This is a genomic window from Pseudomonas sp. PDM10, assembly GCF_014852295.1.
Lineage (GTDB): Bacteria > Pseudomonadota > Gammaproteobacteria > Pseudomonadales > Pseudomonadaceae > Aquipseudomonas.
Window position 1 is genome coordinate 62,368 of sequence record NZ_JACVBJ010000002.1, and the last position, 21,564, is coordinate 83,931.

At 60.4% G+C, this 21,564-nt stretch carries 23 protein-coding genes; 11 read left to right on the forward strand and 12 right to left on the reverse strand.

Annotated elements, in window-relative coordinates; translation table 11 throughout:
• Positions 1-134: 134 nt before the first annotated feature.
• Together IB252_RS06805 and cobF are read left to right on the forward strand one after the other, a co-directional pair.
• Positions 135-707, forward strand: a complete 573-nt coding sequence (locus tag IB252_RS06805; protein ID WP_111452085.1) for a histidine phosphatase family protein — start codon at positions 135-137, stop codon at positions 705-707.
• Complete coding sequence (cobF, locus tag IB252_RS06810; protein WP_192407706.1) at positions 707-1,462, forward strand: precorrin-6A synthase (deacetylating); 756 nt, start codon at positions 707-709, stop codon at positions 1,460-1,462. The genes IB252_RS06805 and cobF overlap by 1 nt, the downstream gene beginning before the upstream one ends.
• A gap of 366 nt (positions 1,463-1,828) precedes the next feature.
• Here cobF and ftrA read toward each other — a convergent pair whose 3' ends face one another.
• Positions 1,829-2,803, reverse strand: coding sequence for a transcriptional regulator FtrA (gene ftrA, locus IB252_RS06820; RefSeq protein ID WP_192407708.1), 975 nt, complete (start codon positions 2,801-2,803; stop codon positions 1,829-1,831).
• Positions 2,804-2,904: 101 nt separating this feature from the next.
• On the opposite strand from ftrA, the gene IB252_RS06825 reads away from it, so the two are divergent.
• Complete coding sequence (locus IB252_RS06825; protein ID WP_192407710.1) at positions 2,905-3,339, forward strand: rhodanese-like domain-containing protein; 435 nt, start codon at positions 2,905-2,907, stop codon at positions 3,337-3,339.
• 109 nt (positions 3,340-3,448) lie between these two features.
• Here IB252_RS06825 and IB252_RS06830 read toward each other — a convergent pair whose 3' ends face one another.
• Positions 3,449-4,081 (reverse strand): type 1 glutamine amidotransferase, encoded by a 633-nt coding sequence (locus IB252_RS06830; protein WP_192407712.1) that lies wholly within the window; start codon positions 4,079-4,081, stop codon positions 3,449-3,451.
• Between the two features lie 235 nt (positions 4,082-4,316).
• On the opposite strand from IB252_RS06830, the gene IB252_RS06835 reads away from it, so the two are divergent.
• From IB252_RS06835 to IB252_RS06845, 3 genes are all read left to right on the forward strand, one after another.
• Entirely contained in the window at positions 4,317-5,096 is a 780-nt protein-coding gene (locus IB252_RS06835; RefSeq protein WP_111452090.1) for an ABC transporter substrate-binding protein, read from the forward strand.
• Positions 5,097-5,314: 218 nt separating this feature from the next.
• Positions 5,315-6,427, forward strand: coding sequence for a succinylglutamate desuccinylase/aspartoacylase family protein (locus IB252_RS06840; protein WP_192407714.1), 1,113 nt, complete (start codon positions 5,315-5,317; stop codon positions 6,425-6,427).
• Positions 6,428-6,603: 176 nt separating this feature from the next.
• The gene (locus IB252_RS06845) at positions 6,604-7,320 is read left to right on the forward strand and encodes an alpha/beta hydrolase (protein WP_192407716.1); all 717 of its coding nucleotides are present in this window, start codon (positions 6,604-6,606) and stop codon (positions 7,318-7,320) included.
• Positions 7,321-7,323: 3 nt separating this feature from the next.
• Here the strand turns inward: IB252_RS06845 and IB252_RS06850 are convergent, their stop codons facing one another.
• A complete protein-coding gene (locus IB252_RS06850; protein ID WP_111452093.1) occupies positions 7,324-7,911 on the reverse strand; it encodes a hypothetical protein in 588 nt (195 codons plus the stop codon).
• Between the two features lie 407 nt (positions 7,912-8,318).
• Here IB252_RS06850 and IB252_RS06855 point away from each other — a divergent pair, with 407 nt between their 5' ends.
• Positions 8,319-8,621 carry a hypothetical protein gene (locus tag IB252_RS06855; protein ID WP_192407718.1) on the forward strand — a complete coding sequence of 101 codons (303 nt, stop codon included), beginning with the start codon at positions 8,319-8,321 and terminating at the stop codon, positions 8,619-8,621.
• A gap of 64 nt (positions 8,622-8,685) precedes the next feature.
• Here IB252_RS06855 and IB252_RS06860 read toward each other — a convergent pair whose 3' ends face one another.
• On the reverse strand, positions 8,686-9,474 hold the full coding sequence (locus tag IB252_RS06860) for a hypothetical protein (RefSeq protein ID WP_192407720.1): 789 nt from the start codon (positions 9,472-9,474) through the stop codon (positions 8,686-8,688).
• Positions 9,475-9,645: 171 nt separating this feature from the next.
• The gene (locus tag IB252_RS06865; protein ID WP_192407722.1) at positions 9,646-10,542 is read right to left on the reverse strand and encodes a LysR family transcriptional regulator; all 897 of its coding nucleotides are present in this window, start codon (positions 10,540-10,542) and stop codon (positions 9,646-9,648) included.
• 111 nt (positions 10,543-10,653) lie between these two features.
• On the opposite strand from IB252_RS06865, the gene IB252_RS06870 reads away from it, so the two are divergent.
• Positions 10,654-11,256 carry an NADPH-dependent F420 reductase gene (locus IB252_RS06870; RefSeq protein WP_111452096.1) on the forward strand — a complete coding sequence of 201 codons (603 nt, stop codon included), beginning with the start codon at positions 10,654-10,656 and terminating at the stop codon, positions 11,254-11,256.
• A gap of 100 nt (positions 11,257-11,356) precedes the next feature.
• Here the strand turns inward: IB252_RS06870 and IB252_RS06875 are convergent, their stop codons facing one another.
• The 3 genes from IB252_RS06875 to IB252_RS06885 are packed head-to-tail and all read right to left on the reverse strand — an operon-like array spanning position 11,357 to position 13,950.
• Positions 11,357-12,538 (reverse strand): acetyl-CoA C-acetyltransferase, encoded by a 1,182-nt coding sequence (locus tag IB252_RS06875; protein WP_111452097.1) that lies wholly within the window; start codon positions 12,536-12,538, stop codon positions 11,357-11,359.
• An 11-nt stretch (positions 12,539-12,549) separates the two neighbouring features.
• The gene (locus IB252_RS06880) at positions 12,550-13,215 is read right to left on the reverse strand and encodes a CoA transferase subunit B (protein ID WP_054051104.1); all 666 of its coding nucleotides are present in this window, start codon (positions 13,213-13,215) and stop codon (positions 12,550-12,552) included.
• 36 nt (positions 13,216-13,251) lie between these two features.
• Complete coding sequence (locus IB252_RS06885; protein WP_033058258.1) at positions 13,252-13,950, reverse strand: CoA transferase subunit A; 699 nt, start codon at positions 13,948-13,950, stop codon at positions 13,252-13,254.
• Positions 13,951-14,174: 224 nt separating this feature from the next.
• On the opposite strand from IB252_RS06885, the gene IB252_RS06890 reads away from it, so the two are divergent.
• Positions 14,175-15,089, forward strand: coding sequence for a LysR family transcriptional regulator (locus IB252_RS06890; protein WP_111452098.1), 915 nt, complete (start codon positions 14,175-14,177; stop codon positions 15,087-15,089).
• Positions 15,090-15,229: 140 nt separating this feature from the next.
• On the opposite strand, the gene IB252_RS06895 is transcribed toward IB252_RS06890, so the two are convergent.
• Together IB252_RS06895 and IB252_RS06900 are read right to left on the reverse strand one after the other, a co-directional pair.
• Positions 15,230-16,072: an NAD-dependent protein deacetylase gene (locus IB252_RS06895; RefSeq protein ID WP_192407724.1), complete on the reverse strand. Its 843-nt coding sequence runs from the start codon at positions 16,070-16,072 to the stop codon at positions 15,230-15,232.
• Positions 16,073-16,205: 133 nt separating this feature from the next.
• A complete protein-coding gene (locus IB252_RS06900) occupies positions 16,206-17,252 on the reverse strand; it encodes a class I SAM-dependent methyltransferase (protein ID WP_111452100.1) in 1,047 nt (348 codons plus the stop codon).
• A gap of 359 nt (positions 17,253-17,611) precedes the next feature.
• Between IB252_RS06900 and IB252_RS06905 the strand changes: the two genes are divergently transcribed.
• Positions 17,612-18,451: a DUF692 domain-containing protein gene (locus IB252_RS06905; RefSeq protein WP_192407726.1), complete on the forward strand. Its 840-nt coding sequence runs from the start codon at positions 17,612-17,614 to the stop codon at positions 18,449-18,451.
• Positions 18,444-19,196 (forward strand): DUF2063 domain-containing protein, encoded by a 753-nt coding sequence (locus IB252_RS06910; protein ID WP_192407734.1) that lies wholly within the window; start codon positions 18,444-18,446, stop codon positions 19,194-19,196. Before IB252_RS06905 ends, IB252_RS06910 begins: the two co-directional genes overlap by 8 nt.
• Positions 19,197-19,343: 147 nt before the next feature.
• On the opposite strand, the gene IB252_RS06915 is transcribed toward IB252_RS06910, so the two are convergent.
• Complete coding sequence (locus IB252_RS06915) at positions 19,344-20,738, reverse strand: sensor histidine kinase (protein ID WP_192407736.1); 1,395 nt, start codon at positions 20,736-20,738, stop codon at positions 19,344-19,346.
• Positions 20,716-21,399: a response regulator transcription factor gene (locus tag IB252_RS06920; RefSeq protein WP_192407738.1), complete on the reverse strand. Its 684-nt coding sequence runs from the start codon at positions 21,397-21,399 to the stop codon at positions 20,716-20,718. The genes IB252_RS06915 and IB252_RS06920 overlap by 23 nt, the downstream gene beginning before the upstream one ends.
• Between the last annotated feature and the right edge of the window lie 165 nt (positions 21,400-21,564).

Sequence of the window (21,564 nt, forward strand, 5' to 3'; positions counted from 1 at the left end):
TTCAGGTGGGTGTGGATTGGAACCTGTGTTTGCCAGAACAAACGAAACGCCCTGGATCGCGCTTCTTGCGGCACAATTGGCCAATTGTTTGCGGCGTGTTGCCGTTTTCCATTCCATCGACAGAGTGATCCTTCGTGCAGGCAACCCGTTTGACTTTGATGTGCCACGCTCGAACCGTCGCACAAAAATTGGCGTGTTTTCCTACGAATGAGCCAATAGAAATGGATTGGCAATCGGCAAGGGGATCGCGTCGTGCTCAGTTCAAGGGGACGCCGCGACTGGTGTGTGGGCCTGAACTGAGAACCCGGCAAACCGCCGAGTTGTTCGGCAGTGACGTGGAGATTGTCGAGGCATTAAGGGATTGCGATTTCGGGCACTGGAAAGGCGCGCGGATCGACGATCTGCAAAAATCCTCAGCCCACGCGCTACAAATCTGGCTCGATGATCCGAATTCGGCGCCCCACGGTGGCGAGTCGGTGGTGCAACTCGGTGAGCGGGTGACCGCTTGGCTGAAAACGCTGGAGGCCACTCCGGGACACATCGTTGCCATCACCCATCCATTTGTGATTCGCGCCGCGCTGACGCAGGTGCTGCAAGGCACAGCGTTCAACCTGATCGATGTTGAACCGCTGTCGGCCGTTGAGTTGCGCTTTAACGGCCGCTGGCGCTTACGCTTGCTGGGCACGGACCCTGAGGGAACACGTTGATGAAAAAACTTCTGGTCATCGGCATCGGCGCCGGCAACCCCGACTACATCACGATGCAGGCCGTGAAAGCGCTGAACCTTGTCGACGTGTTTTTTCTCATGGACAAGGGCCAAAGCAAAGACAAACTGATCGACCTGCGCCGCGAGATCTGCGAGCGCTACATCACCGATCGCGACTACCGCTTCGTTGAAGCCCACAGCCCGGAGCGTGAACGCGGTGATGTGGACTACAAGGCCAGCGTGGAAGACCTGAACCTGGCCAAGCAGCGGACGTTCGAACGGTTGATCAGCGAGGAAATGACTGACGAGCAGTGCGCCGGTTTTCTGGTGTGGGGCGATCCGGCGTTGTACGACAGCACGATCCGGATCTTGCAGGCGATTCTGGCCTCGGGCCGGTGTGTCTTCGAATTTGAAGTGATCCCCGGCATCACCAGTGTTCAGGCGCTGGCGGCGCAACATAAGGTGCCGCTGAACCGCATTGGCCGCTCGATTGAAATCACCACTGGCCGACGGCTGGCGGCGGGGCAGGTGAGCGATGCCGACAGCCTGGTGGTGATGCTCGATGCAGAAGATTCCTACCATCGGGTGGCGGATCAGGAGACGGAGATTTACTGGGGGGCCTACCTGGGGACGCCGGATGAAATCCTGATCAGCGGCAAGCTCAGGGAGGTGGCGGATGAGATTGAACGAGTGCGCAAGGCGGCCCGGTTGGCCAATGGGTGGATTATGGATACGTATCTGTTGCGTAAGCCTTGAGAAAACTGGTGTCTGGGCTGGCCTCATCGCGAGCAGGCTCGCTCCCACAGTTGACCGAGTTGTATTGGCGGACACGGTCTAATGTGGGAGAGATTTACTGGGGGGCCTACCTGGGGACGCCGGATGAAATCCTGATCAGCGGCAAGCTCAGGGAGGTGGCGGATGAGATTGAACGAGTGCGCAAGGCGGCCCGGTTGGCCAATGGGTGGATTATGGATACGTATCTGTTGCGTAAGCCTTGAGAAAACTGGTGTCTGGGCTGGCCTCATCGCGAGCAGGCTCGCTCCCACAGTTGACCGAGTTGTATTGGCGGACACGGTCTAATGTGGGAGCGAGCCTGCTCGCGATGAGGCCCTCAAACACACCTCAAATTATTGCTTTTACCTCCCGCCCAAACCGCTCCCGATACACCGACGGCGGCACCCCGACCACGCTGCGAAACGCCACCCGAAAACTCTCCACCGAGCGATAACCGCAGCGCTGGGCAATTTGGTCGGTGTTCTGGCTCGTGCTCTCAAGCAGCTCCCGAGCACGGCCCAGTCGCTCATGCTGCAACCAGGCTTTGGGCGGCATGCCGGTGGCTTCAGTGAAGCGGCGCAGGAAAGTCCGTTCACTCATGGCCGCTTCACTCGCCAGCTCGCGAACCTCCAGCGGTTCATGCAAACGCTCGCGTGCCCACTGCATGACGCGCGACAAATCGCTACGCGGCGTAGGACTGACCGGTGTCGGAATGAACTGCGCCTGGCCGCCGGTGCGTTGCGGCGACATCACCAGCCGTCGCGCCACCGAGTTGGCCACCTGCGTACCGAAGTCCCGCGCCACCAAGTGCAGGCAGGCATCGATACCGGCAGCGCTGCCGGCCGAGGTGATCAGTTGACCTGAATCGACATAGAGCACGTCCGGGTCCACCAGAATGTTCGGAAAACGCTCGGCCAACTCAGCGGCGTAACGCCAGTGGGTGGTGGCGCCGCGACCGTCGAGCAAACCGGTGGCCGCCAGCACGAACACCCCCGAACAGATCGACAGCAGCCGCGCACCCCGTGCATGGGCCTGGCGCAGGGCCGCGATCAACGCCTCAGGCACCGGGGCGCTGCGATCACGCCAGCCGGGAATGATGATGGTCCGCGCGTTCTCGAGCAGTTCCATGCCGCCATCGGCCAGCACCTGAATACCGCCCATGGCGCGCATCGGGCCCCTATCAACGGCGGCGATTCGGTGTTCGTACCAAGGGAAGTCGAACTCCGGACGGGCCAGGCCGAAGATCTCCACGGCGATGCCGAACTCGAACGTACAGAGGCCGTCGTAGGCCAGAATCGCGACCAATCCAGGGGTGGGCTGCATTTGGCGGAAAGTTCCCGGTGAGTGTCTTGTGCGCCACTGTAGCCGCAAGCGTCGGGCCGATAAAGTCTTCTCACACCCACCGAGACTTTGGAGTACAGCCCATGACCAGCCTGGTCCGCGAGATTCCCGCCGCCCCATCGGCCATCGCCCTGATGCATTTCAGCAACCGTCTGACCTTCGAAACCGACTGTTCCGACGTCCACGGCAGCCAACAGGCCGGCGAAGTGGATTTTGTCCTGGTAGACGTGCGCGGCCCGCTCGCGTTCGAGCGTGGCCATGTGCCGGGAGCGATCAATATTCCGGGGCGACTGCTGAACGCTGAAGCTCTGGCGGCCTACCCGAAAACCAGCCTGTTCGTGGTGTATTGCGCCGGGCCCCACTGCAACGGTGCCAACAAGGCTGCCGTGAAACTGGCGGCGCTGGGTTACCCGGTCAAGGAAATGATCGGCGGGGTGACCGGGTGGCTGGATGAAGGGTTTGAGTTGAGTGTTGCTGTGCAACGGCCTGCCAGCACCGTGATCGGTTGCGAATGTTGATGTAGTCGAAAAGAACGCAGCCTCGTTTCACTCGACAGCTGCTACAGGTCTACGCGATCACCTGTAGCAGCTGTCGAGTGAAACGAGGCTGCGATCTGTTGATCTTGCTCTAAACGGATGCCCACCACCCATCAAGCGTCGCCTGCAACCACTCGAACACGGCTGCATAGGCGGCGCTGTCCTGTTGACCCCGGGGCAGCGGTGACTCGTCGCCAAAGTGTTCATTGAGCGTTGCCACCGATTCAGCCGTCCACTCCGGATGGAACTGCAAACCCACCCGCGTCGGCCCGACGCGATACATCTGCTGCTCGCACTGATCACTGCTGGCCAGCAACTGCGCGTTTGGCGGCAGGTCGATGGCGTCTTCGTGCCATTCCAGCACCTGCAACGTCTGGCCATCGATAAAGGTTACGGGCGTCCAACCGGTTTCGGTTCGATCCATCCGCCGCACATTCCCGCCCAGGCTCAGCGCCAGTAACTGCGCCCCCAGACAAATCGCAAACACCGCCGCGCCTTGATCCAGGCTGCCCGCCAACCACTGGCGTTCAACTTCCAGCCAGGCCGGCCCGGCGTTGGATTCATAAGGCCCGCCCAACAGGATCACGGGTGCGGCACTGACTGGCGGCAACTGGCCGAGGTCGGCGCGAAACACGTTCAGGGTCAAACCTCGGGACGAGGCCCACGTGTCAATGGCGCCGGGACCTTCGGCGGGGTGGTGCTGGATCAGGTTCAACGTGGGCATAGGAACTCTCTTGTAGTTTTTGCTTGTAGGTTTTGTCTGAAAAAAGGGCTTGTCCTACAGTCTTTGCACCGGCTTGGCGCACGCTTCAAGGGACTTGAATCTGTCGGCTGCTTTTCTATAAGTATTTGTCGCTTATACACAATTTGCCCTCCTTGAGCCGCTCTAGACTGCCGGCCACTTCGGTCTTCACCTACCGAAAGCTGCCAATAAAAGCCTCCGCACACAGGAGTTATAAATGAAGAAGCTAGTGATGTTCGGTGCTCTGGCACTGTCGATGTTGTCTCTGACGGCTGTGGCCGAAGACGCCAAGCCGATCCGTCTCGGTATCGAAGCCGGTTATCCGCCATTCTCGATGAAAACCCCTGAAGGCAAACTCACCGGCTTCGACGTGGACATCGGCGACGCACTGTGCGAGCAGATGAAAGTGAAGTGCACCTGGGTCGAGCAAGAATTCGACGGCCTGATCCCGGCGCTGAAGGTCAAGAAAATCGACGCGATCCTGTCGTCCATGACCATCACCGACGATCGCAAAAAGAACGTCGACTTCACCATCAAGTACTACCACACCCCGGCGCGCTTCGTGATGAAGGAAGGCACCGACATCAAAGACCCGCTGACCGAACTCAAAGGCAAGAAAGTCGGTGTGCTGCGCGCCAGTACCCACGACCGCTTCGCCACTGAAGTGCTGGTGCCGGCCGGTATCAATCTGGTTCGCTACGGCTCCCAGCAGGAAGCCAACCTGGACATGGTCGCCGGTCGTCTCGACGCGATGCTGGCCGACTCGGTCAACCTGGACGACGGTTTCCTGAAAACCGACGCCGGTAAAGGCTTCGCTTTCGTCGGCCCGACCTACGAAGACGCCAAGTACTTCGGCGGCGGTGCCGGTATTGCTGTGCGCAAGGGCGATACCGCCTTGGCAGAGAAATTCAACACCGCCATCAACGAAATCCGCGCCAACGGCAAGTACAAGCAAGTGCAAGACAAGTACTTCGACTTTGACGTTTACGGCCAGTAATCACGCCGTTCAAAAAAGTGGCAACCGTTGACGCGGTTGCCACTTTTTTTATGCGTTTTCTCTGTTGAAATAAGATCCCTGTGGGAGCGGGCTTGCTCGCGAAAGCGGTGTGTCAGGCAAAAAACTTTCCACTGGAAAACCGCTTTCGCGAGCAAGTCGGATCGCCGCACCGCCGCTCCCACAGGTGATTTTCGCCGTTCAGATATTCAGGAGTTTCCATGCAACGCATCGACCATTCACTGCCCTGGAGTCACCTGGGCACCGAACGCACCCTCAGCGTGTTTCGTTTTGGCGCGGGCACCCGCAAGGTCTACATCCAGGCCAGCCTGCACGCGGATGAACTGCCGGGCATGCGCACGGCGTGGGAACTGAAAAAGCGTCTGGCCGAACTCGAAACCCAAGGCCAGTTGCAGGGCGTGATTGAACTGGTCCCGGTGGCCAATCCGATTGGCCTCGATCAGCACCTGCAAGGCAGCCACATGGGCCGCTTCGAGCTGGGCAGTGGCAAGAACTTCAACCGCTCTTTCGTCGAACTCAGCGCACCGGTGGCCGAGTTGATCGGCGATCGGTTGGGCAGTGATGCGGCGGCCAACATTGCGCTGATTCGCCAGACCATGGGCCAGGTACTCGACGACTTGCCGGCACCGGCCTCGCAGCTTGAAGCCATGCACCGCTTGCTGCTGCGCCACGCCTGTGAGGCCGACATCACCCTGGATCTGCATTGTGATTTCGACGCGGCGATTCATCTGTATGCCTTGCCGCAACACTGGTCTCAGTGGCAATCCCTGGCGGCGCGTTTGAAGGCTGGGGTGGCGTTGCTCTGCGAAGATTCTGGCGGCAGCTCTTTCGATGAGTCGTGTTCCACCCCGTGGTTGCGCCTGGCCAGGGCTTTCCCAGATGCGGAGATTCCGCCGGCCAACCTGGCGACGACGCTGGAGTTGGGCAGCATGGGTGATACGCGAGTCGATCAGGCTCAAGCCAATTGTGAGGCGATTCTCGGGTTCCTCGCCGAACAGGGTTTCATCAAAGGTACTTGGCCAGCGGCCCCGAGCGAATGCTGTGAAGGCATGCCGTTCGAAGGCACCCAATACCTGTTCGCGCCGCATCACGGGGTCGTCAGTTTCTTGCGCGATTCGGGTGAATGGGTGGAGAAGGGGGATGCGCTGTTTGAAGTGGTCGATCCGCTGAATGATCGGGTCACGACTGTTTGCGCCGGGACCAGTGGGGTGTTGTTTGCCATCGATCGCGGGCGCTATACCCAGCCGGGCACCTGGCAGGCGAAGGTCGCGGGGCGCGAGCCGATTCGGGTCGGAAAACTCATCAACGATTGAGGATCGTCACCGATCGTTCCCACGCTCTGCGTGGGAATGCCTCAACGGACGCTCCGCGTCCGCTTTAGGGACGCGGAGCGTCCCGGGCTGCATTCCCACGCAGAGCGTGGGAACGATCAAAGGCCAAAAGAGATGTTAGGCTCTGCCCCGAATCCTGCACTTGTGAAGGAAGGTTTATGTTGAAGTTTCTCGCTCTGCTGACACTCCTGGCGTCCACCGCCGTCCATGCTCAAATCCCGCTGCGAACCGATCTGCCACTCAAGTACCTGGAGCAGGCCAACCCCGAATCGCGCAATCAGCCCCTGGTGATTTTCCTCCACGGTTTTGGCAGTAACGAGGAGGACCTGTTCGACATCAAGGATGAACTGCCCGCGTCATACAACTACCTGTCGGTACGCGCACCGATGGTGATGGAGGAGGGCAGTTACAAGTGGTTTCGCGAGAAGGGCAACGCGGCCTACAACGGTGAGACCGATGATCTGAAGTCCAGCGGCCAGGTGCTGCAGGATTTCGTCGCACAAGCGGCGAAGAAATATCACACCGAACCGAGCAAGGTGTTCCTGGTGGGTTTCAGCCAGGGCGCGATCATGTCCTACGAGTTGGCCCTGCGTCACCCCGAGGCGGTGGGCGGGATCGCGGCGTTGAGCGGGCGGATTCTGCCGGTGCTCAGGTCCGAACTGAAACCGGATGAAAAGCGCCAGGAGCTGGCGATTTTCATCGGTCATGGCACCGCGGACAAACGCCTTCCGTACATTGACGGCACGGACGCCGACAGCCTGTTGCGGAGCCTGTCACTCAAGCCTGAATTTCATGCCTACCCTGGCGTCGGTCACAGCATCAGTGCTGCCGAAATGCAGGACTTGAGTGCCTGGTTGCAGCGTCTCAATCCCTGACGCTCACTTACCGGTGACGATTTGTTTGACCAGCGTCTCGTGGCCAGCATTGTCGCTGAGGCGGGAAATCACCTGAATGATCGCCATGCGCGTGTTGGACGCGGCCATCAGCGTGGTGTCGAGGGTTTTGCCGCCGCCCTGGGTGGCGGTGCTGTCGATCTGCCGCAACCCCAGGCCGGTACCTTTTTGGGTCAGGCTTTTTTCGCTGAGCTTGGTGAAGTCCGGCAGCGCCATGGCTTGTTGGGTGGCGAAGTCAGACGCCACGGAGTCGAGGAACTGACCGTCGTTGTCTTTCACGTTGAGGCCGCCGGGGATGGTGTTTTCAGCGGCGATCACGACGGTTTTAGTCGCCTGATTGGTGTACATGGTGCCCGTTGCCCCGGCGGTGCCGGTGGTCGCGTCGCCGGCAGGCAGCGGGTTGGCGACGAAGCCTTTAGGCAGGCTGAACTTGAACTTGCCGCCGAGCATCGAGACGTTCTGTGCCGGCGCGGCATCGCTGGCAGTGGCCTTGGCGGCCTGCGCATTCAGCGCTCCCAGACTGGCAACCGCCGTCAACAACAGGACAACGGCTTTTTTACTCAACAATGACATTCAGAAACTCCAGTGGATGGTCGCGCGTTGAGGGCGATCATCCCATGGACGATGTGAATGACTCCAGCACGGTGTGACGGCCGCCTGTGCAGGTTTTGACGGCTGCCTCGTCGAGCGGAGGCAAGCCCCCTCGCCATAGAGTTCGGTGTACTCAAAGCTCTTACTGTGAATGGGTTGCTGAAAGCAGTGCCGGCCAAGCCCGGCAGTGCGCCGAGCAATTGCCGCTTTGTGCAGCTTTTCTCCGGCCGAGAACTGAGCCGGAAGCTTTGGGCACGGAGGATAGCGGGATCAAGTCAGCCAATACCGTTCGTCGAAACTGTTATTTCTAACAGGTAGGCAGCACGTTGTAGGTGAGAAAGAATGAACTTGATTCTTATCGGGTGGCAATAAGTCAAGGGGCTACGAATATGGCAAATTCGAAAATAGTAATTAGCAAAATTGAACACGAAGGTTACTTCACCAGCATTTTTGGAGTAATGCCTACGGCCGATTTCACTGAAATCCAGGCATATTTCTACAGCAAATTCAATAAATGGGAGTCTATGGGGACCTATCAAAACTACGACACTGTCAATTTCAAAATGCACGCGAGCAACACACCCGCAAGAGGTGGAAAACATTCAGTGGTGGTGTGTCTGAAAGAGCATGGCTCTCCACCCAATGCCAGTTGCTCGGATCCTTTTATCCATGATTTTCCCGATTTTGGTTAGCCGTCGAGGCTGAGCAATGAAAGTCCGATGCCCAGCGTTGTATCGGGCGCCGATCAATTGTCGCTCAGCCTGAAGGCGTTACGATGGGGTGACTATTTTTATCTGCGCGTATTACTAACCACTTGGTAACTAATAGCATCATCAATGAAACCACCACTCCCATCGCGAATCCCCACCAACCAAAATTCGGCAACGTCAGCGCCAACACCAGGCAAAACGCGGCGAACGAATACATCCCGGTCGCGGTGGCCCGCAACAACGCGGCAGTAAACGCCGGGCCGCGGGTTTGCTGGGAGAACACCGCCATCACGCTGCCCAGCACCGGGAACACCGCGAGCAGACCGCTCCAGCGTTCACCGACGGTGCTGGCCAGCAACGTGACAGCGAGGGTGAGCAGGGCGCCGGCAATCATGCGCAACAGCAATTTGTCGGACTTCGGCGCCGGGCCCGAAACGATCGGCTGTACCGAGGGAAACAGATACGGCGCCGCCAGCAGGGCGGTCGCGGCGGCGATCACCGAGAACACCAGGGACGGGGGAATAAATGACAGCACAACGGCCGCCGTGGCCCAGACCAACAGCGAAATCACCAGCGCCCACGGCCACTTCGCGCGTTGTGCAACCTGAGCGTAGGTCACGCAAAAGGCAATCATCGCGAACATCGCCGACAGCGCTGCCGTCGCCGATTGAGCGGCGAACACCTGGCCCTGCTCGATGGCGAGAAAGAACAGAATCGGCCCGACCACCACCGGCAACCCCGGCAGCCAACCGGCGACACTCGGTCCCCAGCGTTTACCGGCCAGGGAAATCAGCAAGAGAAATCCTGGGATGACCAGCAGTTTGAGTAGCAGCACGCACGCACCTCCGACCTGAGTGAGGCGGCAACGTTAGCATTGCGTGGATGGAGTTGCTCTATAGATGTCGTGATTTTGTATACAAAAATGAAGGTTTCAATCACGACACGCCTGTGTAGGAGCCGAGCTTGCTCCTACAGAGGGGGGATCGTTCCCACGCCGTGGGAACGATCAGTTGTGCTTAAACGCCTCGACCACAAAATCGATGAACACCCGGGTCTTGGCCGGCATCAACGTCCGGCTCGGGTAATACAGCGAAATCGGCCCCGCGTCGGCGTGCCAGTCGGGCAGCAGGCGCACCAGTTCGCCACGCTGGATATTCGCCAGCACATCCGGCAACACCAGCAGCGTCACGCCCAGGCCGAGTATCGCCGCTTCGCGCATGGCGGCCGGGTCATTGAACACAATGTGTTCATTCAGATTGGCCGGTGCTTCGTTGCCCGCGCCATCGCGCATCAGCCATTGGCGAATCCGCCCGGTGCGGGTGCCGCGCATCACAATGGCGGTGTGTTCGCACAGGTCAGCCGGACCCTCGGGCAGGCTGCGTCCTGCGAGGTAGGCGGGAGAGGCGACCGCCACCACATGCGCCGCCGCCAACGTCCGCGACACCACACCTGGCATTAACTCGAAACCGCCGCCAATGGCCGCGTCATACCCTTCGGCAATCAAATCCACGGGGCGGTTTTCGAAGTGCCATTCCGGGCGAATCAATGGGTAGCGCGCCAGAAACGCTGGCAGCAGCGGCAAGACATGGCCGATGCCAAACGTCGGCGCCAGACTGACCTTGAGCACGCCCGTCGGCTCGCCTTGGTCGCTGCTCACCGCGCTGATTGCTGTCTGTAACGCTTCCAGATTGCCGCCGATGCTCGTCAGAAAGCGTTCCCCGGCTTCGGTCAGGGACAGCTTGCGGGTCGAGCGCTGGAACAGCCGCACGCCGATGTTGCGTTCGAGCATCGCCACGTTGCGGCTGACAGCGGCTGGGGTCAGCGCGAGTACCCGTGCGGCGGCGGAAAAACTGCCGGTCTCGGCGCTGCGGACGAAGGATTCGAGGTTGGCGAGGGTTTCCATGGGAATCACCTGCTAGTCATGCTTGAAGATCATTCAAGGCATTACCCGCTAATCAAGCGCTAATGGCAAGCGCAGTATTCACTCCAACGACAACCCTCGGAGTGAACAACCATGAGCACCATCGGAATCATCGGCGCCGGCGCAATCGGCGCAGCCTTTGCCAGAGCACTGTCGCGTCAAGGCATTGAAGTGGTTATCGCCAACAGCCGTGGCCCGCAAAGCCTGGCCTCGCTGGTGGAAGAACTCGGGCCAACGGCGCGTGCCGGAACCCGCGAGGAAGCCGCCGCGCAAGCCATCGTGCTGGTCGCGGTCAATTGGTCGAAGTTGCCGACCGCGCTCGCCGGCCTGCCGAATTTTGACGGACGGATTGTCATCGACGCCAACAACTCAATCGAGGCGCCATCGTTCAAGGCGGTGGATTTGCAGGGGCGCACATCCAGCGAAGTGTTTGCCGAATGGGTGCCCGGTGCGCGGGTGGTGAAGGCGTTCAATCACCTTCAGGCGCGTTTTCTGGAAAGTGATCCAGCGGCCGAGGGCGGGCGGCGGGTGCTGTTTCTCTCGGGTGATGATGCCGATGCGAAAGCTCAAGTGGCGGCGCTGATCGAGCAGCTGGGCTTCTTCGGGATTGATCTTGGGGAATTGAGTGTCGGGGCGCGGCTGGTGCAGTTTCCAGGCGGTCCGCTGCCGGTGCTGAATCTGGTGAAATTTGCCTGACAGCCAGGCAAAAAGAACCCGGTGCGACGTGAGTCGCACCGGGTGTTTTGCCAGACGGCGAACGGATATTCGTGGGTCCCCGCGCCGTCTGTTGAACGCTTTACGCCCGTTCGATCGCCAGTGCCACGCCCTGACCACCACCGATGCACAGGGTGGCGAGGCCTTTCTTGGCGTCGCGCTTGATCATTTCATGCAGCAAAGTCACCAGCACTCGGCAACCCGACGCACCGATCGGGTGGCCCAAGGCGATAGCGCCGCCGTTGACGTTGACCTTGTTCAGGTCCCATTCCAGGTCCTTGGCCACCGCCAGCGATTGCGCAGCGAAGGCTTCGTTGGCTTCGATCAGGTCCAGTTGGTCGATGGACCAGCCGGCCTTGTCCAGGCAACGACGAGTCGCGCTGACCGGGCCGATGCCCATGATCGCCGGGTCTACGCCCGCGTTGGCGTAAGCCGCGATTTTCGCCAGCACGGGCAGGCCGAGGGCCTTGGCCTTTTCCGCGCTCATCAGGATCACGGCGGCAGCACCGTCGTTCAGGGACGAGGCATTACCAGCGGTCACCGAACCGTCCTTTTTGAAGGCCGGTTTCAGTTTGCCCAGTGCTTCAGCGGTGGTGCCTGCTCGAGGTTGTTCGTCAACCTGGAAGGCGACCGGGTCGCCCTTGCGCTGAGGAATCAGGATCGGCGTGATCTCATCGGCAAAACGCCCGGCTTCGATGGCGGCCGTGGCTTTCTGCTGCGAGGCTGCGGCGAAGGCGTCTTGTTGCTCGCGAGTCAGGCTGTACTTCTCGGCCAGATTCTCGGCGGTGATGCCCATGTGGTAATCGTTGAACGCATCCCACAGGCCGTCGCTGATCATGGTGTCGACGATTTGCGCGTGACCCATGCGCAGACCGGTGCGCGCACCGGGCATGACGTAATTGGACAGGCTCATGTTTTCCTGGCCGCCGGCAATGATCACATCGGCATCGCCGCAGCGAATCGCCTGAGTGGCCAGGTGCAGGGCTTTGAGGCCCGAGCCGCAGACCTTGTTCAGGGTCATCGCAGGCACGGTGAAGGGCAGGCCGGCTTTGATTGCCGACTGGCGCGCAGGGTTTTGTCCGGCGCCGGCGGTCAGCACCTGGCCCATGATCACTTCATCGACTTCAGCAACGTCCAGACCGGTTTGCGCCAGCAGCTGACGGATTACCGCAGCACCGAGGTCAACCGCGGACACGTTGGCCAGGGCACCCTGGAAACTGCCGATGGCGGTGCGGGTGGCGGCGACAATGACGACTTCTTGCATGGAATGATTCCTCACTGGGCAGCGAACTGCATTTCCGGAACGTGATCCGGCACGATCAGTTTACCGGCGGTCTTGGCGACAATCTCCTCGACGCTGACGCCCGGTGCGCGTTCTTTGAGAATGAACGCGCCGTTTTCGATTTCCAGGTAAGCCAGGTCGGTCAGCACACGCTTGATGCACCCGGCACCGGTCAGCGGCAGGCTGCATTTGGACAGGAGCTTGGACTCACCGTCCTTGGACGCGTGGGTCATGATGACGATGATGTTGTCTGCGCCGGCCACCAGGTCCATGGCGCCGCCCATGCCCTTGACCAGTTTGCCGGGGATCATCCACGAGGCGATGTTGCCTTCCACGTCCACTTCAAACGCACCGAGTACGGTCAGGTCGACATGACCACCGCGGATCATCGCGAAGGACTCGGCGGAGGAAAAGATTGACGCGCCGATACGCGCAGTCACCGTTTGTTTGCCGGCGTTGATCATGTCGGCATCGATGGTTTCTTCAGTAGGAAAGGGACCCATGCCCAGCAAGCCGTTTTCCGACTGCAGCATGACTTCCATGCCTTCAGGAATGTAGTTGGCGACCAGGGTCGGAATGCCGATGCCCAGGTTCACGTAGAAGCCGTCCTGCATTTCGCGGGCGACGCGTTGAGCCATTTGTTCGCGGGAAAGTGCCATTGTTGTTATTCCTTCATTCGGTCCGGGGGCAGGGGATCACTTACGCACGGTGCGCTGTTCGATGCGCTTCTCGAACGTGCCGCAAATGACCCGGTCGACGTAGATGCCAGGGGTGTGGATCTGCGCCGGGTCCAGCTCGCCGGGTTCGACGATTTCTTCGACTTCGACCACGGTGATCTTGCCCGCGGTGGCGGCCAGCGGGTTGAAGTTCTGGGCGGTGTGGCGATAGATGACGTTGCCGAAATGGTCGGCTTTCCAGCCTTTGACGATGGCGAAGTCACCGGTGATGGATTCTTCCATCAGGTACTTGCGGCCATGGAATTCGCGGACTTCCTTGCCGTCTGCAACGGGAGTGCCGACGCCGGTGGCGGTGAAGAACGCCGGGATGCCGGCACCGCCTGCGCGCATTTTTTCGGCGAGGGTGCCTTGGGGGGTCAGGACCACTTCGATTTCGCCTTTAAGCAGTTGGTCTTCGAACAGTTTGTTCTCGCCGACGTAGGAGGCCACCACCTTGCGGATCTGCCGGTCTTCCAGCAGCACGCCGAGGCCGAAACCGTCGACGCCGCAGTTGTTGGAAACCACGGTGAGGTCGCGTGTGCCTTTGCGCTTGATCTCGGCGATGAGGTTTTCCGGAATCCCGCACAGACCGAAGCCGCCGGCGATCACGGTCATGCCGTCTTCAAGACCTGCCAGAGCTTCCTCGTAGGAACTCACGCGCTTGTCGAAACCTGCCATATGCACCTCTTTTATTCTTTGTGGGCGGCTGGCTAGCCGTATGGGGTAGGAGTGTCGCGCTGAAGGATTCATTTGTTAAGTTGATTTTTAAGGTTGATTGATAGATAAAACTCACCAATAACCCCTGTGGGAGCGAGCCTGCTCCGGGCGGCGATCCGACGATGGCGATTTCAAGGAAGCCATCGCGGGCAAGCCGTACTCTTAATTACTGGAGCAACTCGCACATGACAGTCAAGCAGATCCGCGCATTCCTGGCCGTGGCCCAGAGTCTGAGTTTTGCCGTGGCCTGCGAGCGGTTACACCTGTCGCAATCGGCATTAAGCCTGACCATCAAGGCGCTGGAGGAGGGGCTGGGCGGGCGCCTGTTCACCCGCAACACACGCAACGTCGCGCTGACCGCGGAGGGAGAATCGCTGGTGCCACTGGCACGTCGCCTGATTGCCGACTGGGACAATGCCGAGGATGAGCTGCGGCAACGCTTCACCCTCCAGCGCGGTCGCGTGACGCTGGCGGCGATGCCCTCATTTGCCGGCAACCTGCTGCCGCCGATCCTGAAAACCTTCCGCGCGCGCTATCCCAAGGTCAACGTCACGGTGAATGACGTGATCAACGAGCAGGTGCTGGAGATGGTGCGTGATCGACAGGTTGAACTGGGGGTGGCGTTTGAGCCGAATCAGAGTTCATCGCTGGCATTCACGCCGTTGTATATGGACCGGTTTGTGGCCGTTGTGCCGAAGGATTCTCCTTTGGCGGAACTGGAAGACATCGATTGGCAGACCTTGCTCAAGGAACCGTTCATCACTTTGCAGCGACCGTCCACGGTGCGGGTGATGCTCGAAGAGCACTTGCAGGCGCGTGGGATGAAATTGCCGGTGGAGTTTGAAAGCCATCAGTTGGCGACGGTCGGACGGATGGTGGCCAGCGGTTTGGGGGTGAGTGCAGTGCCGGCGTTGTGTGTCGGGCAGATGCTGGAACTGGGCGCGCGGTGCATTACCTTGCGCGATCCGGTGGTGGAGCGGGCGATTGGGGTGCTGACCAAGCCAGGGGTGGAACTGTCGGCGGCGGCGCAGGCTTTATTCGACATTCTGAGAGAACCACCCCCTCACCCTAACCCTCTCCCCGAGGGGCGAGGGGACTGACCGAGTTGAATGGGCTAGGTACTGCGACCTGCGACGTCGAGTCGAACTCAGGACTTGAAAGCACTGGAGATCTGCCCCCTTTCCCCCTCTCCCCACTGGGGAGAGGGCTGGATCTTCAGTCGAACACGGAGCTCAAGGCATCAGCGCCCCAGCCCCTCCGCCAACAACGGCAAAAGCCGTTCACAAGACCCCTCAATCTTCAAATCAAGAAGGTCATCCGCCCGAGTCTTCCCCAAATTAATCGCAATCAACGGCTTCCCCTGATCCGCCACCGCCCGGCATAACCGAAACGCCGAATACGCCATCAACGAAGACCCGACCACCAACAACCCCGCCGCCTTTTCGACCGCCGCCATCGCTTTGGCCGCCGTTATCTGCGCCACATTCTCGCCAAAAAACACCACGTCCGGCTTCATCCGCTCACCTGCGCAGTGCGGGCAATGCGGTACCTGAAAACGTGCCTCAAACGCTGCATCCAGCAGCGTGTCGCCATCCGGGGCTTGCACCGCATCCACGCCGGCCAGATACGGATTCTGCGCTTCCATCAATTGCTGGATCGAATCCCGTTCGCTGCGTTTTCCGCAGTCCAGGCACAACACCCGGTGCAGGCTGCCGTGGAGTTCGATGACGTCATGGCTGCCGGCCTGGTCGTGCAGGGTGTCGACGTTTTGAGTGATCAGCCCGCTGATCTGCTGCGAGCTTTGCAAACGGGCCAAGGCCTCGTGGGCCACGTTCGGCTGAGCCTGGCGCACCCGCGGCCAACCGAGCATCGCCCGCGCCCAATAGCGTCGCCGGGATTCGGGCGCCGAGAGAAACTCCTGATACATCATCGGTTGCCGGCCACGCCGCACGCCTTGATTATCGCGGTAGTCCGGAATGCCCGACGGAGTGCTGATGCCGGCGCCGGTCAGGACCACAAACGGCTGCTCGGCCATTAACTGCTGAAGGTGGCCGAGTTGTTCGCGGATGTGGCTGTCGAGCATGTTCAACACTCCGGTGGACCATGAGTGTTTGCAGGGTAGCATTGGCCGACCACCCTGTAGGAGCACAGCTTGCTGGCGATGGCGATTTCAAACACGCCATCGCCAGCAAGCTGTGCTCCTACAGGGATCGGGTTTACTTGCGTGCCTCCAGAATCAGGTTGAACGGCGTTTCCGTGGCCCGCCGGAACGTCTTGAACCCGGCCTCAGTGAAGACCTTGCGCAAACGCGCCTCGCCAGCCTGGGCGCCGAGCCCGAGGCCGACCTCCTGGGACAGCGAGTTCGGGGTGCAGATGAAGGTCGAGGCGGCGTAGAACAAGCGGCCAACCGGGTTGGTGTTGTCATCGAGCGAGTCGTTGGCGAACGGCTCTACCAGCAGCACCGTGCCATCCGGTTTTAGCGCGTCATAAGCGTGCCGCGCCGCGCCCACCGGGTCGCCCATATCGTGCAGGCAGTCGAAGTAGCAGACCAGGTCATAGTCGTCGCCGGGGAAGCTTTTTGCCGTGCCCTGGAAGAACCGCGCACGCCCGGCCACGCCACCTTCTTCGGCGCGCTGGGTGGCGACGGTGACGGAGGGCGCGTGGTAGTCGAAACCGACGAACCGCGATTCCGGAAACGACTGGGCCATGATCACGGTGGAGGCGCCGTGGCCGCAGCCGATATCCGCCACCTTGGCGCCAGCCTCCAGTTTGGCGACCACGCCTTCGAGCGCCGGCAGCCATTCGGCGACCAGGTGCGCTTTATAACCTGGTCGGAAGAACCGCTCCGTGCCGCTGAACATGCACGGATGGTGATCGCCCCAGGCGAGGGCACCGTCGCCGCGCATGGCGTTGACCAGTTTGTCCTTGTCATGGAAAAACGATGCGACCACCCCGATGCCACCCGCCACATAGACCGGCGAGTCTTCGATTGCCAATGCCAGGGCTTGCTCTTCGGGCAGGCGGAACTGGCCGTCGCGGTGTTCCATGTAACCGGAAGCGGCGTGGGCGCTGAGCCATTCGCGCAGCAGGCGGGTGTTGCAGCCGGTTTTGTCGGCGAGGGCTTCAGGGGTGACTGGCTGACTGTCGGCCATGGCCCGGTACAGCCCGAGCTCTTCGCCGAGGATGACGTTGGCGAGCATCGCCGCCCCGCCCATGTCGTTCACCAGTTTACCCATGAAATCATTGAGTCTTGCCTCGTCCATCACGTGTGCTCCTTCAGCAGGATCACAGTCCAGAGGCCTTGTTTTCCGAGGCGTTCACCTCTGAACGGTGGTCGTTGGAATGAACAGGACGATAAGCACGTCCTGCGTGCACTAAGTTTAGTCCGGGGGCCGTGCGCCGCTGCCTGGAGCGACGAAAGTTACATTTCCCTGACTGACACTGAACCCCTGTGGGATCGCCGCACCGCCGCTCCCACAAGGGATTTGTGTTGTGTATTGCACTGTATCTGACAGGCTTCCCGATACAGTTCCCTGCACTACCAGGGCATTGCCGAACACAGATCCGATACATCCTTTCGGTTAACTGTGATTCCGTCCTGGCAATCATTGAGTTCGACATCATGCAGACCCCCATCACTTCAGCGAAGGCGACCGTCGGGCTCGGTTTGCGTCGCGGTTTAATGAAGGACCTTCAGGTAGCCCGCGTGGGCGATTTCGACTTTCTGGAAGTCGCGCCGGAAAACTGGATCGGTATCGGTGGCGCTCATGGTCATGCGTTGCGTGCCCTGGCCGAGCGCTATCCGTTGTCCTGTCATGGCTTGTCCCTGTCATTGGGCGGCCCGGCACCGCTGGACGTCGGGTTTCTGCAGGAAGTCCGGGTTTTCCTCGATCAATACAAGGTGCCGCTGTACAGCGAACACTTGAGCTACTGCAGCGATGACGGTCACCTTTACGACCTGCTGCCGCTGCCCTTTACCGAAGAAGCGGTGCACCACGTTGCCGCGCGAATTCGCCAGGCCCAGGACATTCTTGGTCGGCGCCTGGCGGTGGAAAACGTCTCCTACTACGCCGCGCCACAACAGGACATGGACGAGCTGACCTTCACCAACGCGGTGCTGCGCGAAGCCGATTGCGACCTGTTGCTGGACGTCAACAATGTCTACGTCAACTCGATCAATCACGGTTTCGATCCGCAGACCTTTCTGGCCGGCATCGATTCGGGCCGGGTGGTGGCCATGCACGTGGCCGGGCATTTCGATGAGTCTGACACCTTGAAAATCGACACCCACGGCGCTTCGGTCAAACCGGTGGTCTGGTCGTTGCTGGCAGAGGCTTACGCTCGCTTCGGCGCGCAACCGACACTGCTGGAACGGGATTTCAACTTCCCGGCATTTTCCGAACTGGTGGCCGAATTGCAGACCATCCGCCGTCTGCAAACCGAGGGGGTGAAGCGTGGATAAGCCGAGCCTGTTTCAACAGCAAAACACCCTGGGCCTTTACCTGCGTGATCCCGATCATTGCGCGCCACCGGCCGGGATGGACGTGACGCGGGCGCAGGTTTACCGCGAGCTGATTTTCGCGAACCTGTCGTCGTTGCTCAGCGGGACGTTTCCGGTGCTGATCAAGATTCTCGGTGATGAGCACTGGCGTTCACTGGTACGGATTTTCCTGCGCGACTACCGCGCGCACACGCCGAAATTCGGTGAGATCGCCAAGGAGTTCGTCGAGTTCCTGGCCTCGGAACCGCAAGCGTTGAGCGAAGGGTCGTGGCCGCCGTTCATGGTGGAGCTGGCGCATTACGAGTGGGTCGAGATGGCGTTGCAGCAGTCCGAGGCCGAACCGTTGCCGCTGAGCGATGCTGGGTTGTTGCTGGATCGACCGTTGCAGGTTTCGCCGCTGGCCTGGCCGTTGGCGTATGCCTGGCCGGTGCAATTGGTGGGGCCGGATTATCAACCGCAGACAGCGCCGGCTCAGCCGACATTGCTGTTGGTGCGTCGGGCGCAGGACTGGAGTGTGAAGTTTTCTGAACTGAGCCCGTTGGCGTGGCGGTTGTTGCAGCGGATTGAGGAATGTCCTCAACTGGACGGGCGTGAGCAGCTGGAAGGATTGGCGGTGGAAGCGGGGATGGCTGGGGCGTCGGAGTTTATGGAAAACGGGGCGGTGCTGTTGCGGCAGATGCATGAAGAAGGGGTGGTGGGCTACTGAAAGCACCACCAATGATCGTTCCCACGCTCTGCGTGGGAATGCCTCAAGGGACGCTCCGCGTTCCAGCTCTCGAAAGGGACGCGGAGCGTCCCGGGCTGCATTCCCACGCAGAGCGTGGGAACGATCAACGCCTCGACTTGGGAGCGATCAAGCGGGGGGAATCAAGCGTTGCTGGCAATCCAGCACCAACCGCGCACCGCCGAGTTCACTGGTACCGACTTCAAGCGTAAACCCATGCAAGCTCACAATCGCCGCCACGATCGACAGCCCTAGCCCGAACCCGCTTTTCTGGTTGCCGCCCTCTGCACGATAGAACCGCTGGAACACGGCCTCCCGCTCTGCCTCCGGAATCCCTGCCCCCGAATCGAGCACTTCGATCCGCGTATGCCCACCCTCATTGACCCCCCGCAAAATCACCTCGCCACCCGGCGGTGTGAACTTGATCGAGTTGCTCAGCAGGTTCGCTACCGCTTCGAAGAGCAACGCGCGATCACCATTCAATGGCGGCAAGACGTCAGGCAGTTGCAGCTTGAAAACCAGTTCGCCTTCTTCCGCCAACGGCAGATAAAAGTCGTGCAGCTCTTGCAACAATGGCACCGGATCCAGCTGCACAAAACCCGAACGGCGCTGACGATCTTCCAGCTCGGAAATCCGCAACAACCCTCGAAAGCGCGCCATCAAGGTGTCCGCTTCACCGAGCACTGAGTCCAGTTGCACCGCCAGCGTCGAACCCTCATCAGCCTGTTGCTGAATCCGGTACAGCTGCGCCCGCAGGCGCGTCAGCGGTGTGCGCAGGTCGTGGGCAATGTTGTCGCAGACGCCCTTGACCTCGTTCATCAAGCGTTCAATACGTTCGAGCATGGCGTTGACGATGGCGGCGAGCATGTCCAGTTCATCGCGGCGATTGGACAATGGCAGACGGCGGGTCAGGTCGCCGGCGACGATGGCCTCGGCACTGGCCTGAATCCCGCGTATGCGCCGCAAGGGGCGGCGGCGCAACAAGTGCCAGCCGGCGATGCCCGGCAGGATTGTCAGGGTCACGCCCCAGAACAACGCGTGGAGGATGATCCGGGTCACGGCGAATAACGAACCGTTATCGCGCACCAGCACCAGCCAGCGTCCATCCCGGGTCTGGGTCGCCACGGCGTCGCAGCTGTCAGCGGGCAGGGTCGGGTCGTCGGAGTCGGCGCAGTCGCTGAGCATGTGAATCTTGCCGTCCAGCGGCAGGTCTTCGGGAATGTGCTGCAGGGCGCCATTGAGGTAGCGATGCTGACTATCGAACAGGCCATAGGCGTCGATGCCGCGAATGTCGAAGGTCATGCTGACGGCGAGGGCGTCCATCAGTTGTTCGCCTTGAAAGCGCGAAAACAAATGCTGGCGCTGCATCAGCGAGTGTTTGGCCAGGTTGTCCAGGTAATCGGACACCTCGTAGTACATGACCCCCATGAGAATGCCGCTCCAGAGCACGAACAGCGAACTGTAGAGCGCCAGCAGGCGGCTGCTGGAGGAACGCCAGCCTTTAGACGGGTTCGGCAATGACATAACCCGAGCCTCGCACGGTCCGGATCAATGGGAGATTGCCGGGCGGGTCGATCTTCTTGCGCAGCCGGCCGATGTGCACGTCGATCAGGTTGGTGCCGGGGTCGAAGTGGTAACCCCAGACCTCTTCGAAAATCATCATCCGCGACAGAATCTGCCCGGTGTTGCGCATCAGGAATTCCAGCAACTTGTACTCGGTGGGCAACAGCGTCAGCAGCTGACCGTCGCGGCTGGCTTCATGGCTGATCAGGTTGAGCTCCAGATCCGCCACCCGCAACGTGGTGGCCTGGGCGGTCACGGTGTTCTGCCGGCGCAGCAGGACTTCGACCCGGGCGGCCATTTCATCGGTGGCGAACGGTTTGGTCAGATAATCGTCACCGCCCGCGCGCAAGCCGCGCACACGCTCATCGACGTCGGAGAGGGCGCTGATCATCAGGATCGGCGTGGCCACGCCCATGGTCCGCAGCGTGGTCACAATCGCCAGACCATCGAGCTCGGGCAGCATGCGGTCGAGGGTGATCAGGTCGTAGTGGCCGCTGACCGCGCGCGCCAGACCTTCGCGGCCGTTGTCGACCCAATCCACGTCGAGGCCGTGGCTGCTCAATTCGGCAACGATTTCCCGGGCGGTCACGGCGTCGTCTTCGATGGTCAAGATGCGGGTCATAGGGCGGGCCTGATAGTCAGTTCATGGCGAAGGTGTGGGCATTTTGCCAAGAAACGTCGGCGACTTTTTAAATTAACTTTCATGTTGATTCATAAGCCTGCCCGGAATATTGATATCATTCGGCCATAACTCTAATAGGAAGTTGGATTGTGCGCACTTTGATTT

Coding starts and splice junctions, on each gene's coding strand:
- IB252_RS06905 (WP_192407726.1), top strand. CDS start 17,612: ATGCAGACCCCCATCACTTCAGCGAAGGCGACCGTCGGGCTCGGTTTG.
- IB252_RS06915 (WP_192407736.1), bottom strand. CDS start 20,738: ATGTCATTGCCGAACCCGTCTAAAGGCTGGCGTTCCTCCAGCAGCCGC.
- cobF (WP_192407706.1), top strand. CDS start 707: ATGAAAAAACTTCTGGTCATCGGCATCGGCGCCGGCAACCCCGACTAC.
- IB252_RS06920 (WP_192407738.1), bottom strand. CDS start 21,399: ATGACCCGCATCTTGACCATCGAAGACGACGCCGTGACCGCCCGGGAA.
- IB252_RS06900 (WP_111452100.1), bottom strand. CDS start 17,252: ATGGACGAGGCAAGACTCAATGATTTCATGGGTAAACTGGTGAACGAC.
- IB252_RS06890 (WP_111452098.1), top strand. CDS start 14,175: ATGACAGTCAAGCAGATCCGCGCATTCCTGGCCGTGGCCCAGAGTCTG.
- IB252_RS06855 (WP_192407718.1), top strand. CDS start 8,319: ATGGCAAATTCGAAAATAGTAATTAGCAAAATTGAACACGAAGGTTAC.
- IB252_RS06840 (WP_192407714.1), top strand. CDS start 5,315: ATGCAACGCATCGACCATTCACTGCCCTGGAGTCACCTGGGCACCGAA.
- IB252_RS06850 (WP_111452093.1), bottom strand. CDS start 7,911: ATGTCATTGTTGAGTAAAAAAGCCGTTGTCCTGTTGTTGACGGCGGTT.
- IB252_RS06875 (WP_111452097.1), bottom strand. CDS start 12,538: ATGCAAGAAGTCGTCATTGTCGCCGCCACCCGCACCGCCATCGGCAGT.
- ftrA (WP_192407708.1), bottom strand. CDS start 2,803: ATGCAGCCCACCCCTGGATTGGTCGCGATTCTGGCCTACGACGGCCTC.
- IB252_RS06835 (WP_111452090.1), top strand. CDS start 4,317: ATGAAGAAGCTAGTGATGTTCGGTGCTCTGGCACTGTCGATGTTGTCT.
- IB252_RS06830 (WP_192407712.1), bottom strand. CDS start 4,081: ATGCCCACGTTGAACCTGATCCAGCACCACCCCGCCGAAGGTCCCGGC.
- IB252_RS06845 (WP_192407716.1), top strand. CDS start 6,604: ATGTTGAAGTTTCTCGCTCTGCTGACACTCCTGGCGTCCACCGCCGTC.
- IB252_RS06825 (WP_192407710.1), top strand. CDS start 2,905: ATGACCAGCCTGGTCCGCGAGATTCCCGCCGCCCCATCGGCCATCGCC.
- IB252_RS06865 (WP_192407722.1), bottom strand. CDS start 10,542: ATGGAAACCCTCGCCAACCTCGAATCCTTCGTCCGCAGCGCCGAGACC.
- IB252_RS06895 (WP_192407724.1), bottom strand. CDS start 16,072: ATGCTCGACAGCCACATCCGCGAACAACTCGGCCACCTTCAGCAGTTA.
- IB252_RS06870 (WP_111452096.1), top strand. CDS start 10,654: ATGAGCACCATCGGAATCATCGGCGCCGGCGCAATCGGCGCAGCCTTT.
- IB252_RS06880 (WP_054051104.1), bottom strand. CDS start 13,215: ATGGCACTTTCCCGCGAACAAATGGCTCAACGCGTCGCCCGCGAAATG.
- IB252_RS06885 (WP_033058258.1), bottom strand. CDS start 13,950: ATGGCAGGTTTCGACAAGCGCGTGAGTTCCTACGAGGAAGCTCTGGCA.